The following is a 14,130-nucleotide window of genomic DNA, read 5'->3' as shown; positions in this document are numbered from 1 at the left end:
TGAAGACGGTGAGTGCCGTCAGCATGGCACTCGTGACCGGCGACGGAGAAAGCAGCACTGCCACCCCTGTGGCATGAAGGTCCAGGGCTACTCACCACCTTCGCCCAAGTTCCCGGGAACCAGGGCGGGATTTGCGACGACTGGTCGCACGAGCCGCTTCGTGCTCATGGCCCTGGCCAGAAGCTGGCGGACGTTGGCCTGCTGGCCACTTCCACGCGAGAGGGCCCCTCGTCACCATGGGGAACCGCGATTCGACACCGAGAATTTGGAGGCTGCATGCGAGTCGACATCGTCGTCTTCGACGGGGCGGACGACCTCGACGTGGTGGGCCCGTACGAGGTGCTGAGCCTGGCCGCCCGTGCCGGGCAGGGCGTCACGGTGCGGTTGGTTTCCCTGGACGGGCCGCGGACGGTGACCACCGCAGGCGGCTTGCTTCTGCCCGCAGCAGGCTGGGCCCCGCAGGAGGCCGATGTGCTCATCGTGCCCGGGGGCGGCTACGCCAGAAGCGAGACCTCGGGCATCCGGGCGGAGCTGGACTCGGCACGGCTGCCGGCCGCGCTCGCGGCGGCGGCCCGGCCCGGCCTGGTGCTCGCGTCGGTCTGCACGGGCGCGCTGTTGCTGGCCGCGGGCGGACTGCTGACCGGCCGGGCCTGCACCACGCACCATCGGGCGGTCGAAGACCTGGTGGCGGCCGGCGGCCGGCACGTGGACGCCCGGGTGGTGGACGACGGCGACCTGGTGACGGCCGGAGGGATCACCTCGGGCCTGGACCTGGCGATCTGGCTCGTCGAGCGCTATCGCGGCACGGAGGCCGCCGCGCTGGTGCAGAAGGTCCTGGAGTACGAGCGCCGCGAACCGCTGTGGCGTTCTGATGAGCCGGTCGCGTCAGGAGCGGGACGATGATGCGGCGGCTGACGTTCTGCCTGGCCGTCATGCTGCCCCTGGCGGCGGTCGGTTGCGGCGGCGACGTTCGGTTGGCGGCTACCGGTTCGTCCATCGTGGTCAAGGACTGCGCGGGCAAGGACGTCACCTTCAGCGAGCCGCCGGCGAAGGTGGTGACGCTCGACGGGTACGCCGCCCAGACGATGGCCCGGCTCGGCCTGACCGGCAAGATCGCCGCCACCGGCTATCCGGCTCCGTTCACGGCGGACACCTCTCCCTACAAGGAAGAGCTGGCCAAGATCCCGGTCCTGGCCGAACGGGTGCCGGTGACCGAGGTCGTCGCCGGCCAGCGGCCCGACCTGGTCTTGACGGGATTCTCCGCCTTCGGCGGCCCACCAGGAAGCCCGAAGGACACCGATCTGACCACCATGAACGCGAAGGGCCTGGCCGCGTGCATGCCGGGCGACGGCATGGCCATGAGCGGCGGCACCTCCAGCCAGGCCCTGACCGACCTCGAACCCACCTACGACTACATCCGCAAGCTCGGCACCGTGTTCGGCGTCCAGGACCACGCGGACAAGCTCGTCGCCGAGTTGCGGGCCCGTCAGGAGGCCGTCAAGCCGCAGGGACCCAAGCCGCGCGTCATGATCGTGCAGGACAACCCGGTCGCCGGGCAGCCGATCAAAACCTCCGGCAGCGGCACGATCGCGCACGCCGTGCTCACGCTCGCGGGCGGCGAGAACCTCTTCCCCGACGTCCACGCGATGCACGCCGACGTCTCCCCGGAACAGGTGGTCAAACGGGACCCGCAGGCGATCTGGGTGATCACCGACTACACCTTCGCCAAGGTCAAAGGACAGGAACTGGTCGACCAGGTCAAGCTGAACCCGCTGCTGTCCGAGACCACCGCCGTCAAGCAGGGGAAGGTCTTCTCCACGTCGCAGTACCTGGTCTCCTTCCCCGGCCCGCTCAACCTCGACGGCCTGGAACAGCTCGCCGCCGACCTGCACGCGGGCAGCTCATGATCGCGATCGTCCACAAGCTGCCGTGGCGCGTCGCCGCCGTGCCCTACCCGGTTCTGGTCGCGGCGCTCACAGCGGGGCTGGCCTTCTCGGTGGTGGTCGCCACCGGGTTCGGGCCGGTCGCGGTGCCGGCCGGCGAGGTGGCCGGCATCCTCGTCCACCACCTGACCGGAGGCGGCGACAGCGCGGCCACCGCCGATCTCATCGTCTGGCGGATCCGCTTCCCGCGCGTGCTGCTCAGCGCGGTGGCCGGTGCGGGTCTGGCGCTGGCCGGGGCCGTCGTGCAGGGCGTGGTGCGCAATCCGGTCGCCGATCCGTACCTGCTCGGGCTCTCCCACGGGGCCTCCGTCGGTGCCGTGCTGGTGCTGACCACGGGGGCGGCCGTGCTCGGCGCGCTGACCCTGCCGGTCGCCGCGTTCACCGGCGCGACCGTCGCGATCGGCATCGTGCTGGCGATGTCCAGCCGGCAGGGCCGGTTGCTGCCGGTGCGGCTGATCCTCGTCGGCGTCGCCTTCGGACACCTGTTCGCCGGGATCACCTCGTTCGTGCTGGCCCGCACCGACAGCTCCGCCGCCCAGCAGCAGATCATCTTCTGGCTCCTGGGTGGGCTGTCCGGCACGAACTGGGCCACCCTGCCGATCCCGGCGGTCGTGGTCGGCGTGGTGGCCGGGCTGCTGCTCATGCGGGCCCGCCGGCTCAACGCCCTGGTGCTGGGCGAGGAGGCCAGCGCCGCGCTCGGCCTCAACGCCAGCCGGCAGCGCTGGTACCTGCTCATCCTCGTCACGCTGCTGACCGGCACGGTCGTCGCTGTGTCCGGCGGGATCGGCTTCGTGGGCCTGATCGTGCCGCACCTGGCCCGGATGCTGGTCGGTGCCGACCACCGGCGCATGCTGCCCGTCACGGTGGTGCTCGGTGCGCTCTTCCTGCTCTGGGCCGACGTCGCCGCGCGGATCCTCATCTCGCCCGCCGAGTTGCCCATCGGCGTGCTGACCGCCTTTATCGGGGTGCCGTGCTTCGTGCTCGTCATGCGTGCGCGCGGCCTGGCCAGTCAGGAGTCGCCATGAGACTTGACATCGACGCCGTGTCGGTCGCGCTGGGCGGCCGGGACGTGGTGGAGGAGGTGTCGTTGGCCATACCCGCCGGGTCGTTCACCGCGCTCGTCGGCCCCAATGGCAGCGGCAAGTCCACCCTGCTGCGAACCGTCTACCGGGCCCTGCGCCCGCACACCGGTGAGATTCGCCTCGACGGACGTGACCTGTGGTCCATGCCCGCCGCTCACGCGGCGAGGAACGTCGGCGTGCTCATGCAGGAGCAGCACACCGGCTTCGAGTTCACGGTCGCGGAGACGGTCGCGCTGGGCCGCACCCCGCACCTCGGCTTCTTCGACCGGCTGACCGGCGCGGACCGCGCCGCGATCGCCGAGGCGCTGGAACGCACCGGCCTGACCTCGTACGCGGACCGGCGGGTCGGCCGGCTCTCCGGAGGCGAGCGCCAGCGAGTCCTGCTCGCCCGCGCCCTCGCCGGCCGGCCCAGGCTGCTCGTCCTGGACGAGCCCACCAACCACCTGGACGTCCGTCACCAGCTCGACATCCTCGAACTCGTCCGTGACCTGGACATCACCGTGCTCGCCGCCCTGCACAGCCTGGACCTGGCCGCCACGTACGCCGATACCGTCGCCGTCCTGCGAGAAGGGCGGATGGTGACGCACGGCCCGGCCGCCGACGTGCTGACGCCCGCCACGATAGGCGAGGTGTTCGACGTGGACGCCACCGTGCATGACGCGGGAGGAAGGCCGGGATTCGCGCTGCGACCACGCTGCGTGTGCCCGGACCGGCCCTGCCACTGGAGCTGCCGCAACCGCATGGAGACACTGCTGACCGATGCCCGCTGACCCGCACATCGTCGCCGTCCTCGCCCTGGACGGGGTGGTCGGCTTCGACCTGGCGATGCCCTGCCAGGTCTTCGGCACCGCCCGCCTGCCCGACGGCAGCTACCCCTACCAGGTGCGCGTCTGCGGTACCGCGCCATCGGTGAACGCCACCGCCGGCGGCGTCGGCTACTACCGCATCGACGCCCCCAACGGCCTGGACGGCGCCGAAGACGCCGACACCATCGTGGTGCCCGGCGTCACCACCACCCGTCCGGCCCCCGGCGCCGTGCTCGACCTGCTCCGCGAGGCCGCGGCCCGCCAGGCACGCGTCGTGTCCATCTGCACCGGCGCGTTCGTGCTCGCCGAGGCCGGCCTGCTGGCCGGGCGGCAGGCCACGACACACTGGGCGGCCGCGGGCGAGCTGGCCCGCCGCCATCCCGACGTCCGCGTGGACGCCAAGCCGCTCTACATCGGAGACGGACGCCTGTTCACCTCGGCCGGCGTCGCCGCCGGGCTCGACCTGTGCCTGCACCTGGTCCACCGCGACTTCGGCGCGGCGGTGGCCGCGGGCGCCGCCCGTGCCACCGTCATGGCGCCCAGCCGCGACGGTGACCAGGCCCAGTTCATCCCGCAACCGCCGGCCGCCGTCGTGGACGGCAGCCTGGCCGCGACCCTCGCCTGGATGCGCGAGCACGCGGCCGAACCGCTCACCCTCGCCGACATCGCCCGGCAGGCCAACCTGAGCGTCCGCACGCTCTCGCGCCGTTTCCAGGAGCAGACGGGCACCACGCCACTGGCGTGGCTCGCCCGCCAGCGCCTGCTGCTGGCACGGCACCTGCTGGAGACCACCGACCTGCCGATTCCCGCCGTCGCCGATCGCAGTGGCCACGGCTCGCCCAGCGCCCTGCGCGCGCACTTCGATCGCGAGCTGCGGACCAGCCCGCACCGCTACCGGCAGTCCTTCCGGCCACGTGCCTGAAGGACGATCCGATGGGAGGACAACTCGCCGGTGATGTCAGGCTCGCCGGATCACCTCGGCGTCGGATGCCGCCTGGCCGGTCACGCGCATCTGTCCGTTGGTCAGGTCGACGAGGACGCCTGTGATGCCGCAGACGGCGACCTGTCACGTGGTGTCCGCGTACGGCTCGTGCCGCTGCTGGCCTACCTGGCCCGGCCCTTGGACCTGGTGCCGGATGCGGTGCCGCCCGGTGCTTCATCGGTCTGGCACCAGGTGAGCCCGGAGCAGACGGCGGCGCGGTTGCAGTTCCTGGTCGGGTGGGCTCGCCCTCCACAGTTCGGTGACATGCCCGCCCTGTAGCGCGCGTTGAAAGCTTCATGGTCCTTGGCCGACCGGCCGGGTACCCACGGGCATGAAGCGCATCTCTGAGGTGATCATGTGGAGGCCGGGTAGCAATCGATGACGTGCAGGACGGCTTGCCTGGTCTGGCGGTATACGGCGACTGTGTCGCCAGCGGCTGTGGCGACTGCCCCTCGGCGGGTGTGGTTGTGGCTCGCGGATCCCCGCATCAGTCGGCAACGGGGTCGCAGCCATTGCTAAGCTCCGGCCATGAAGCAAACGGGCGATGCGCGGTCTGCGCTCGGCCCTGGTGGCACTCAGCACTACCGTGATCGCGGTCGCCGCCCACCGCGCCGGCCATGGGACGGCCCCGCCCCTGCTGGCCCTGGTCCCCGTGGTCCTGGCGGCCTGGGGCGTCGCCTACGCGCTGGCGGGCCGCAGGGTCTCCCGGCGGGAGTTGCTGGCCCTGCTCGGCGGCGCCCAGTTAGGCATCCATGGCCTCAGCGTCTACCTGGCGGGCCCCGTCCACCACGATCCCGGCGACGCCTCGTTGCCGATGGTCCTCGCCCACGCTGCGGCCACCGTGCTCACCGCGCTGCTGCTGGAGCATGGCGAGCGGATGTGGTGGGGCCTGCTCCGCATGCTCGGCGGCCGGTACCGTACCGTCCGCGCCCGCGACCTACCGCCGCCGGTCCGGCGCCCGGTCCCGGTCGCCTCCCGCGCTGTCCCCACGCTGACCCGGCTTTGCGCCGGACCGGTCGGGACGCGCGCTCCACCGCTCCTCAACCGGATCTGAACCACCACGGGGACGAAAGGCCCCGTTACCCCCGGACCGGACCGAACGGTTCGGTCATGATCTGTATAGAGGAGAACCCCCCATGAGCTTTGCCCTGCGTACCACCATGCGCACTGTCGCCGTCGGCGCGGCCGCCTTCGGGCTGGTCCTGTTCGGCGCCGGCGCGGCGTCGGCGCACGTCACCGTCACCCCCTCCACCACCGCGGCCGGCAGCTACACCGTGCTGACTTTCGGCGTCCCGCACGGCTGCGACGCATCGGCCACCACTTCGATCGCCATCGCGATGCCCGAGGAGATCATCGCGGTCACCCCGACGGTCAACCCGGGCTGGGATGTCGAAAAGAAGATGGAGAAGCTCGACACACCCGTCGACGACGGCCACGGCGGCCAGTACACCGAGCGGGTCGACCAGGTCGTCTACACCGCCAAGACGCCGCTGCCCGATGGCCTGCGCGACACGTTCGAGCTGTCGCTGAAGCTCCCAGAGAAGGAAGGCACGAAGCTCGTTTTCCCGGCGATCCAGAAGTGCGAGAAGGGCGAGACGCCCTGGACCGAGGTCGCCGCGGATGGTGCGGAGGAGCCGGAGCATCCGGCCCCGTTCATCGTGCTGACCGCCGCCGAAGGGGCGGGGCAGGACGCGGCCACGCCCACGCCGGCCGAGACCGCGGCGGCCGCTCCCGCGGCCGACACCTCCCGCGCGGCCGCTGATTCGGCAGAGTCCTCCGGCTCGGGCGTCATCGGCTGGGCCGGTCTGGTGCTGGGCGCGATCGGCGCGGCCGCGGGCGTGACCGCACTGGTGCGCGGCAGGAAGACCTCTTGACCTGTCCGGTCCGCCGCAACACGCTCAGGTGGGCTCGGCCGGTTGCCGCGCCCACCTGGGTGGTCCTGCTCCTGGCCGCCCTCCTGGTCCTCCTGCTGCCGGGCACGGCCTACGCCCATGCCGTGCTGAAGAGCACCGACCCCAAGGACGGCCAGGTCCTCGCTCAGGCGCCGCGCACGGTCACGGCCACCTTCAGCGAGGCGATCACCCTTGCTCCCACGGGGAACGTGCTGCTCGACTCGGCCGGCCGCCCCGTCCCCGCCGAGGTCCGCTCGGTGAACGACACCGTCGTCTACACCCCGGCCTCAACCCTCGCCGAGGGCACCTACATCGTCAGCTGGCGGGTCATCTCCCTCGACACCCACCCGGTCAGCGGCGGGATCAGCTTCTCCGTCGGCGAGCCGAGCGCCAGTTCCGTCGCCGTCCCCGCCCAGGTCGCCGACCGCGAGGTGAACGTGCTCCGGATCGGCGCCGAGGTGCTGCGGTATGGAGGGGTGCTCGGGTTCGCCGGCTTGACCGTCTTCGGCCTGTTCATCGCCGAGCCGAGCGTGCGCAGGTCCGCGGCGTTCGCCCGGAGAGTCGGGCGTGCCCGCGACGCGCTGGCCGCGGCGGCGGTGCTCGGCGCCGTCGCGCTGGTCCCGCTGGTCAAGCTCTGGCAGGACGGCACGGGCGTCGGCGGGTTGTTCTCCGCCTCGCTGTGGCCCGCTGCGCTGTCGGCGGCGCCCGCGGCCGCCGGGGCGCTGCTGGCCGCCGGCGTCGTGATCGCGCTGGTCGCGGTGCGCCGCGACCTGCCGGTCGCCGCCGCGGCCGGGACGGCGTTGGCGCTGGGCTCCCTCGCCATGGTCGGTCACACCCGGGTGTACGGGCCGGGCTGGCTGGTGCTCGCCGCCGATCTGCTGCACGTGGCCACCGCGGCGCTGTGGGTCGGCGGGCTGCTCGGGTTGTGCCTGCTGTTCGTCCCCGACCGCCACCACCGGGTGGCCGAGGTCGCCTCGGCGGTCGGCCGCTTCTCGGCCGCGGCGCTGTGGCTGGTGGCCGGGCTCGGCGCGAGCGCGGTCCTGCTGTGGTGGCGGATCGCCGACAGCGTGGACGGTCTGTGGACGACCGGCTACGGCCGCCTCGTGCTGGTCAAGCTTGTGCTGGTGGTCGCCGTCGTCGGCGTCGCCGCCTGGAACCGGTACCGGTTCGTTCCTTCGGTGCTCTCCGGCACGCGCTCGCAAGCCACCCTGGGCGCGCTGCGCCGTACGGTCGGGATCGAGGCGGCGGGCCTGGCCGTGGTGGTGGCCGTCACCGGCGTGCTGGTCTCGCAGACGCCGCGCGAGGAGACCGGCGCCGCGCCCGCGGCGGCCGCGCCGTCCTCCGCTGCCGGGCCCAAGACGCTCACCGCGGCTGTCGGCGACGGTAAGGCCACCATGGTGATCAGCCCCGGCAAGCGAGGGGTCAACGCGCTCCAGTTGTCCCTGGTGGACAGCAAGGGCGTGCCGCTGGTGCCGCATGAGACGCCGGAGCTGTCGGTGCGGCTGCCCGCATACGAGCTGGGGCCGTTCAAGAAGCCGCTGTCCACGACGGGCAAGGGCACCTACGAGGCGGCGGTCGACTTCCCGCTGGACGGGACGTGGACGGTGACGCTGGTCGTGCGGCTGTCGGAGTTCGAGAGCCCGGTCGTCTCCCAGGAGGTGGTGATCCCGTGAAATCGGGTGTCTCCCGCGCGGCCCGGGCCGCCGGGGTGGTGCTGGCGGCAGCCGTGCTGGTGCTGCTACCGGCCGCCCCGGCGCTGGCGCACGTGCTGCTGGAGTCCGCGCAGCCCAACGGCGACGGGTCGGTCACGCTCACCTTCTCCTTCGACCATGGATGCGACGGCGCGCCGACCGAGGCACTCCTCGTCCGGATGCCGGCCGGGTCCTCGGCGCTGTCGGCCGGTCAGCCGAGCGGCTGGTCCAGCGCGGTGAAGGGGAACACGGTCGAGTGGACGGGCCCGGGCATCGCCGACGGCACCAAGGCGTCCTTCACCGTCAGCGCGCGTTTGTCGGGAAAGGCCGGTGAGCCGCTGATCTTCCCGACCACGCAACGGTGCACCGGCGGCAAGGGGTACGAGTGGATCGGCGCCGATGACGATGCGAAGGAGCCCGCGCCCCGGCTGATCGCCACCGCCGCCGTGCTGGACCCGGACCTCAGCCCGGCTCCGCCCCCGGCCGTGGGCACGGACGGCGCCGACGACGTCCAGGTGGCTGTGGCGCTGGGCGCCTTCACCGCCTTGGCGGCACTGACCGCTCACCTGGCCCGCCGGCGTCTCCCTCGGCCCTGACCCCCGGTCCGAACCTGCCCCATCCGGGTCGTCTGCGGCCGCTCGACGCCCTCACCGGCGTCGAGCGGGTGGCCCGCTACGCGCCTTCAGCGGCACCGGCCAGTTCGGCGCGTCGGCCTCACTGAGCGGCTCGCGGGCGTCCTTGAAGGGGGCGAAGGCGGGCTCATTACGGGTCACTGCGGGAGTGGGGAAGAGCGCCCGGTTCTCGCTGTTGGAGGGGCGGCAGCACCCGCGCCAGACCGCGGAGCTGTATGCGACGGCCGGCTACCTGTGCGCACTGCTGGCGTGGATCAGTTGCGACCTCGGCCAGCTACAGGCCGCCGACACCCACGGCCGCGCCGCATGGTTGTGCGCCGAGCTGACCAGCCACGACGACCTACGGGCTTGGGTGCTGTCCCCCCGCAGCAAGATCGCGTTCTGGGATGGACGGCTCCGCGACGCGATCAACCTGGCCCGGCGAGGAGCAGCTTTCCGTCCCCACGGCACCGCGGGCATCATGCTCGCCTGCCAGGAAGCTGACGCGTGGGCTGCGCTCGGCGCCATCGACGGCGCCCGCGGCGCTCTGGCTCGTGCCGAAGCCGCGCGCGACCAGATGGAAGGAGCGGGCGAAGTCGCCGGGCTGTTCGCCTGCTCCGACTTTCGGCGCGCCGATTACGCCTCGTCGGTGCCGCTGCGCATCAGAAGGCCCGGCGACGCCCGACCGCGCCGTCGCCAACATTCCGCAGCCCCAGGCGTACGGGACGGTCGCGCAGGTGCGCATCGTCCAAGCGACCGCCCACCTCGCGCTTGGACAGCCGGATGGTGCGGAAGCGCCCTGAGTCACCACATGAAGGGGAGGCAATGCATGACCGGCGAGCGGACGGCCGACCATTGGTGGTGGAGGCCGGGGTGGAAGCATGGCCGGCGCTTCCACACCTGGCACCTCACGTTCGACGACGCCGCCGATGTACGTCGGCTGGCTAGGGCCGGGACGGGCTCGCCAAGGTCGACGGGCTGGATCTCGTACCCGATCAATGGCTGCACCTGACCATGCAAGGCCTCGGGTTCGTCGATGAGGTCGAGGAGGCCCACGTGCGGGCGATCGTCGAAGCCGCCCAGATCAGCCTGACTCACGTCGAGCCGTTCGCGTTGACGCTGGACCGGCCCAGGATCACCCCTGAGGCGATCCGTTGGGAAGCCCAGCCGCCGCAGCCGGTGGCCGCGGTACGCGACAGGATCCGCGCCGCCAAAGCGGAGTGCAAGCCGTCCCTGCGACCACGTGGGTGCGGAGCGTGGAGTTGATCGTGCTCGGCCGAGACCGGCAGATGTACGAGTGGGATACGTACGCAACCGTCACGCTCTCCAGCGTCGGATAGATCAACTCTCGGCCACGATCCGCGGCAGGCGACGGGGACCATCAGTCTCCACCTGGAGCGCCCTCTCAATGCTGGACCCGTTGACCCGCCACTCGCTCAGGTGGCGCTCACACGTGCGTACATTTGAGCTTTTACCAGACTGAATGGCGTGCTGACCTAAGCGGCGGCGGACCATCCGGCCCGCGCGGGTGAGGGGATGTCAGGACCTGTCAGGCAGCGGTGTTGACCTGGTTGTGATGTGGTTGTCGCCTGGTCATGATCCTCTCGTGGATTTGCGCAGTAATATCCACAATGGTCTGATTTGATCAGGAATCACTGCTACCACATCGCCGATCGCCTTCACGTGGTGAATGGGGGACTCCTGTGCGGTTCGCCATCTTGGGCCGGCTCCAGGTCGAGCGCGGGGACGAGTCGGTCGAGATCACGCGTACCAGGCGATCGCTGCTGGCGGCACTGTTGCTGGCCGCCTCCGACGGGATCGCCGCTGAGACGCTGATGCAGGCGGTCTGGGGTGATACTCACGGCCGAGAGAACTCACTGAAAACCGCCTTGTCGCAGCTTCGTCAACTGCTCCCGGGGCGCATTCCGTCCGCACGCAACCATGGGTACCGCATCGTGCTGCGCCCGGAAGACAGTTTCGACCTGACGGAATTCCGGCGGCTGGTCGAGGAGGCCCGAATCCAGATATCAACCGGTGATCAACATGCCGCAGTTGCCTCATTACGAAGGGCATTGGATTTATGGGGCGATCCTCCCTTGGCCGACGTACCTGAGGACCCCCTCCGATTGGCGACATGGCGGCAAGAACTGCTGTGGGAGCGCAAGGTCGCGCAGCAGGATCTCCTGAAGGCCCGATTGAACACGGGCGAGCACCATAAGCTCCTCGGCGATCTCCGCCGGGAGCTGGCCGACGATCCGCTGTCGGAGATACTCAACGCGTTGCTGATGACCGCTCTGTACCGGGCGGGCTATCGGGTGGAGGCGCTGCGGCACTACGACACCCTCGCGACGCTGCTGGCCCAGGACACCGGCGCGGACCCCGGGTCGAAGCTGCGCCGGTTACGCGACGAGATCGCCGCGGACACCCTCGGTCCTCGGATCCTGGACGACGACGAACCGGCCGCCCCCACCATCGCCTGGGGAGCCGGAGGACTACCTCCGGCTCAGCTTCCACCGGCCGTCAGCGATTTCACCGGCCGCGCGGCGGAGGTGGAAGAGCTGTCGCGCTATCTGCATACCGCCGGAGAGCCCGGCCGTGTGCCCATCGCCTCCATCAGCGCCCCCCGGGGGTGGGCAAGTCGGCGCTGGCGCATCAGGTGGCGCACCTGCTGCGGCCGAACTCATCCGAGGTGTAGTTCGAGCCGCGATCGGCGTGGAAGATGGCGTCCGGCTGGAGCAGGCCTGTGGCAGCCGCCATCCGGATCGCGTCCTTGATCAGATCGGTGCGGTAGTGGTCGGCCATCGCCCAGCCGAGAACCGCTTGAAGGCCACGGCCGGTCATCGCCGCTGATCTGGGCTCGCTGCCGGCGGGCAGGGCGCGGTCAGCGACAGTGAGCATGCGATGGACGCGTACGTCGAGGTGGAGATGATCACGAGACGAAGCATTCGTGCTGTGGTCGTGGAGGCGGGTTTCGCCGGGTTGGCCGCGGCGCGAACGTTGGCCAAGGCGGGTGCGCTGGTCACGCTGATCGACCACAACCCGGACCCGACCTTTCAACCTCTGCTCTACCCGATGGCTACGGCGGTGATAGGCATGTCCGACGTGCCATACCCAGCGGATGTGCAGAGTTTTTACGAGGTCGGCGCCGTGTGTGGCTGCGGCTGCATTCGGGAAGACGAGCTACGACCATGTCGCTGCTTACCTGGATCTAGAGGTGATCCTGCATCTCCGGCGGCGCTGGCCTGCGGTGCCCGCCCGGGTAATGCGGACAAGCCCTGGCCCGAGGCGGGAATCACGCGTCCCGCTCGTCCCGCCAGCCGCCGGGTTCGGGATGGTAGCCGTAAGCGGCGGCCCGCACTGTGTCCTCGTCCTCCAGCCCGGAGCCGATCGTGCCGCCGACGGTGGCCAGCGAGCTGATGATCCAGGCCAGGTTCAGATAGTCGGTGAGATCGACCGGCCGCTGCAGGTTCTGTTCCAGCACGGAGGTGTCGATCAGCAGCGCTGCGGCGAGTGTCGTTCCGGCGAACAGCACCAGATAGGACACCGCGGCGGCCAGGGTGAGGGTGAGGATTGTGCCCAGGTTGAACAGCCGGGCCAGCTCAGCCGGTGTCTCCCCGGTCTGGTTTCTCCCACAGGTCGTGCGCGATGATCAGCCAGGTCACCAGCGCGGTCAGTCCGAGAAGCATGATCACGGTGAGTCGGAGTCCGTCGAGCGCGTCACCCATCTCCCAGATGGTGTTGGTGGTGAGCGCGAACGCGGCCGTGGCGAAGGCGCCGGCCAGGAGTTTGGACAGGCCCAGCAGGGCGCGTCCCGGGCGGTTGGCCCGGATCATTCCGGTCAGCAGCCGCACCCGGCCGGCCAGCCGCGAGGCGACGTAGCCCAGTTCCCCGGCATCGGCCTGGCCGACCACTCGGTGAATGGCGGCGACCTGGCCGGCCAGTTCGGCTGGTGCCCGGCCGGTCGGCGGTACCCGTTCCTCGGAAGTGTCAGTGAGCAGCCGGCTCACGAGACCCGGGACGGCGGCGCGGAGCGCTCGCAGCTGGCGCAGCCCCAGCGCGGGCAAGGACACCGCCGCGACCCGGCGCCGGGCGGACGTATGCGCCACCAGCGGCACCCGCTTGGTGTGCAGCGGCAGGTCGGTCAGGCAGATCGCGACGTCCCACCGGGCGTCGGCGCGCCGGCGGGCGAGATCGTCGAGCAGCGCCTCGACGCCGCCGTCGCGGCGCGGCGCCACTTCACCCCAGCCTGCCCGGACGGTCCACCGCACCTGCTGGTCCACCTGCTCGGCGAGCCGGTCGGCCAACTCGGCGGCGAGCCGCGCGACCACCTGCGCCGGATAGTCCGGCGGGGTCGCCACGAGTCCGACGACGATCTCCGGCCGATGCTCACTGATGGCCATGAGCGCTCCTCGCCGGTAGCCGGGTGGATTCCGGGACCGAATACCCACAGTCGCGCGGCACATGCGTCGTGTATCGGGTGATGAAGATCTGGACGCGGCAGGTGAGGGGCAGGTGTCCACAGCGGGCACCGAGTCGCCGCTGAGACGTTGATCCGGCGATGCTTGTCGAGGGAAGGGCACCGCGAGATGGCGGCCCATGGCGCGCACGCTTGGCCACCGCATCGTCGGGCTTGTGGTTGTTTCATGCTGAGCGCTTGGTGGGGACCCGTTGGTCGGTGGGCAAGGTGTAGCGCCGGGTGGGGTCGAGCCGGGCGACGACGCTGTCGACGCCGGTGCGGAGCGAAGGAGTGGCCAGGGTGTGCCGGAGGATGTGGACGGGCAGGGCGAGGCCGCCCGCTTGTGTAACAGCAGTCGCCGACGGCTTGGTCACGGGCGAGGGGGCCGTCGTTCGACGGCGCGCAGGTAGCGCTTCTGCTGGCGGGCGTCCAGGATGCGGGGCGCGAAGCTCGGGGATGTCGTCGCGGCGGGGCCGAGCCCGAGTTGGGTGACGACGTGTTCCGGAACGGTGAGGCAGGCGTTGACGGTGTCGGTGGTGCGAGAGCGCGGCGGGTTTCGCCGTCCAGCGGCCCCGTGCCAGGGCCGCGCTGTAGGCGGCGTGGACCGCGGGCGGCGGGCAGGCCGAGCTGTTGCGCGTGCCCTGGGGCGACTTCAACTGCCTGCGGC

16 protein-coding genes and 1 pseudogene are annotated in these 14,130 nt (G+C 71.1%); 14 read left to right on the top strand and 3 right to left on the bottom strand.

Features of this window, described 5'->3' with window-relative positions; translation table 11 throughout:
• Positions 1–276 precede the first annotated feature (276 nt).
• The 14 genes and pseudogenes from FR742_RS19920 to FR742_RS46590 all read left to right on the top strand — a co-directional run.
• Positions 277–903: a DJ-1/PfpI family protein gene (locus FR742_RS19920; RefSeq protein ID WP_148032335.1), complete on the top strand. Its 627-nt coding sequence runs from the start codon at positions 277–279 to the stop codon at positions 901–903.
• Entirely contained in the window at positions 900–1,907 is a 1,008-nt protein-coding gene (locus tag FR742_RS19915; RefSeq protein ID WP_148032334.1) for an ABC transporter substrate-binding protein, read from the top strand. Before FR742_RS19920 ends, FR742_RS19915 begins: the two co-directional genes overlap by 4 nt.
• Positions 1,904–2,968 carry an iron ABC transporter permease gene (locus FR742_RS19910; RefSeq protein ID WP_148032333.1) on the top strand — a complete coding sequence of 355 codons (1,065 nt, stop codon included), beginning with the start codon at positions 1,904–1,906 and terminating at the stop codon, positions 2,966–2,968. Before FR742_RS19915 ends, FR742_RS19910 begins: the two co-directional genes overlap by 4 nt.
• Positions 2,965–3,795 carry an ABC transporter ATP-binding protein gene (locus FR742_RS19905; RefSeq protein WP_148032332.1) on the top strand — a complete coding sequence of 277 codons (831 nt, stop codon included), beginning with the start codon at positions 2,965–2,967 and terminating at the stop codon, positions 3,793–3,795. Before FR742_RS19910 ends, FR742_RS19905 begins: the two co-directional genes overlap by 4 nt.
• On the top strand, positions 3,785–4,753 hold the full coding sequence (locus FR742_RS19900; protein WP_148032331.1) for a GlxA family transcriptional regulator: 969 nt from the start codon (positions 3,785–3,787) through the stop codon (positions 4,751–4,753). The genes FR742_RS19905 and FR742_RS19900 overlap by 11 nt, the downstream gene beginning before the upstream one ends.
• A 33-nt stretch (positions 4,754–4,786) precedes the next feature.
• Positions 4,787–5,092: a hypothetical protein gene (locus FR742_RS19895; protein WP_148032330.1), complete on the top strand. Its 306-nt coding sequence runs from the start codon at positions 4,787–4,789 to the stop codon at positions 5,090–5,092.
• Positions 5,093–5,381: 289 nt separating this feature from the next.
• The gene (locus FR742_RS19890; protein ID WP_148032329.1) at positions 5,382–5,867 is read left to right on the top strand and encodes a hypothetical protein; all 486 of its coding nucleotides are present in this window, start codon (positions 5,382–5,384) and stop codon (positions 5,865–5,867) included.
• A gap of 82 nt (positions 5,868–5,949) precedes the next feature.
• Positions 5,950–6,687 (top strand): YcnI family protein, encoded by a 738-nt coding sequence (locus FR742_RS19885; RefSeq protein ID WP_148032328.1) that lies wholly within the window; start codon positions 5,950–5,952, stop codon positions 6,685–6,687.
• Positions 6,684–8,378, top strand: a complete 1,695-nt coding sequence (locus FR742_RS19880; RefSeq protein WP_148032327.1) for a copper resistance protein CopC — start codon at positions 6,684–6,686, stop codon at positions 8,376–8,378. Before FR742_RS19885 ends, FR742_RS19880 begins: the two co-directional genes overlap by 4 nt.
• Positions 8,375–8,992, top strand: coding sequence for a DUF1775 domain-containing protein (locus FR742_RS19875; protein WP_187281226.1), 618 nt, complete (start codon positions 8,375–8,377; stop codon positions 8,990–8,992). The genes FR742_RS19880 and FR742_RS19875 overlap by 4 nt, the downstream gene beginning before the upstream one ends.
• A gap of 184 nt (positions 8,993–9,176) precedes the next feature.
• On the top strand, positions 9,177–10,019 hold the full coding sequence (locus FR742_RS45255; RefSeq protein ID WP_222708996.1) for a hypothetical protein: 843 nt from the start codon (positions 9,177–9,179) through the stop codon (positions 10,017–10,019).
• Positions 10,020–10,021: 2 nt separating this feature from the next.
• Positions 10,022–10,273 carry a 2'-5' RNA ligase family protein gene (locus FR742_RS45250; protein ID WP_222708995.1) on the top strand — a complete coding sequence of 84 codons (252 nt, stop codon included), beginning with the start codon at positions 10,022–10,024 and terminating at the stop codon, positions 10,271–10,273.
• A gap of 437 nt (positions 10,274–10,710) precedes the next feature.
• Positions 10,711–11,781: an AfsR/SARP family transcriptional regulator gene (locus FR742_RS19865; protein WP_148032325.1), complete on the top strand. Its 1,071-nt coding sequence runs from the start codon at positions 10,711–10,713 to the stop codon at positions 11,779–11,781.
• 127 nt (positions 11,782–11,908) lie between these two features.
• A pseudogene (locus FR742_RS46590) lies at positions 11,909–12,043 on the top strand (hypothetical protein); the annotation flags it as partial.
• 256 nt (positions 12,044–12,299) lie between these two features.
• Here the strand turns inward: FR742_RS46590 and FR742_RS45885 are convergent.
• The 3 genes from FR742_RS45885 to FR742_RS19850 all read right to left on the bottom strand — a co-directional run bounded on the left by FR742_RS45885 (position 12,300) and on the right by FR742_RS19850 (position 13,837).
• Entirely contained in the window at positions 12,300–12,551 is a 252-nt protein-coding gene (locus FR742_RS45885; protein WP_261808628.1) for a hypothetical protein, read from the bottom strand.
• Positions 12,552–12,606: 55 nt separating this feature from the next.
• Complete coding sequence (locus FR742_RS19855; protein WP_187281461.1) at positions 12,607–13,407, bottom strand: DUF2267 domain-containing protein; 801 nt, start codon at positions 13,405–13,407, stop codon at positions 12,607–12,609.
• Between the two features lie 241 nt (positions 13,408–13,648).
• Entirely contained in the window at positions 13,649–13,837 is a 189-nt protein-coding gene (locus FR742_RS19850; protein ID WP_148032323.1) for a hypothetical protein, read from the bottom strand.
• Between the last annotated feature and the right edge of the window lie 293 nt (positions 13,838–14,130).

Source organism: Nonomuraea sp. C10, assembly GCF_008017515.1.
Lineage (GTDB): Bacteria > Actinomycetota > Actinomycetes > Streptosporangiales > Streptosporangiaceae > Nonomuraea > Nonomuraea ferruginea.
The sequence above is the reverse complement of the archived record's forward strand: the minus strand, read 5'-3'. Positions and strand labels throughout refer to the sequence as shown.

Excerpts from the sequence above, each read along its gene's own strand:
- FR742_RS19920 (WP_148032335.1), top strand. The coding sequence starts at position 277 with ATGCGAGTCGACATCGTCGTCTTCGACGGGGCGGACGACCTCGACGTG.
- FR742_RS19915 (WP_148032334.1), top strand. The coding sequence starts at position 900 with ATGATGCGGCGGCTGACGTTCTGCCTGGCCGTCATGCTGCCCCTGGCG.
- FR742_RS19910 (WP_148032333.1), top strand. The coding sequence starts at position 1,904 with ATGATCGCGATCGTCCACAAGCTGCCGTGGCGCGTCGCCGCCGTGCCC.
- FR742_RS19905 (WP_148032332.1), top strand. The coding sequence starts at position 2,965 with ATGAGACTTGACATCGACGCCGTGTCGGTCGCGCTGGGCGGCCGGGAC.
- FR742_RS19900 (WP_148032331.1), top strand. The coding sequence starts at position 3,785 with ATGCCCGCTGACCCGCACATCGTCGCCGTCCTCGCCCTGGACGGGGTG.
- FR742_RS19895 (WP_148032330.1), top strand. The coding sequence starts at position 4,787 with ATGTCAGGCTCGCCGGATCACCTCGGCGTCGGATGCCGCCTGGCCGGT.
- FR742_RS19885 (WP_148032328.1), top strand. The coding sequence starts at position 5,950 with ATGAGCTTTGCCCTGCGTACCACCATGCGCACTGTCGCCGTCGGCGCG.
- FR742_RS45250 (WP_222708995.1), top strand. The coding sequence starts at position 10,022 with ATGCAAGGCCTCGGGTTCGTCGATGAGGTCGAGGAGGCCCACGTGCGG.
- FR742_RS19855 (WP_187281461.1), bottom strand. The coding sequence starts at position 13,407 with ATGGCCATCAGTGAGCATCGGCCGGAGATCGTCGTCGGACTCGTGGCG.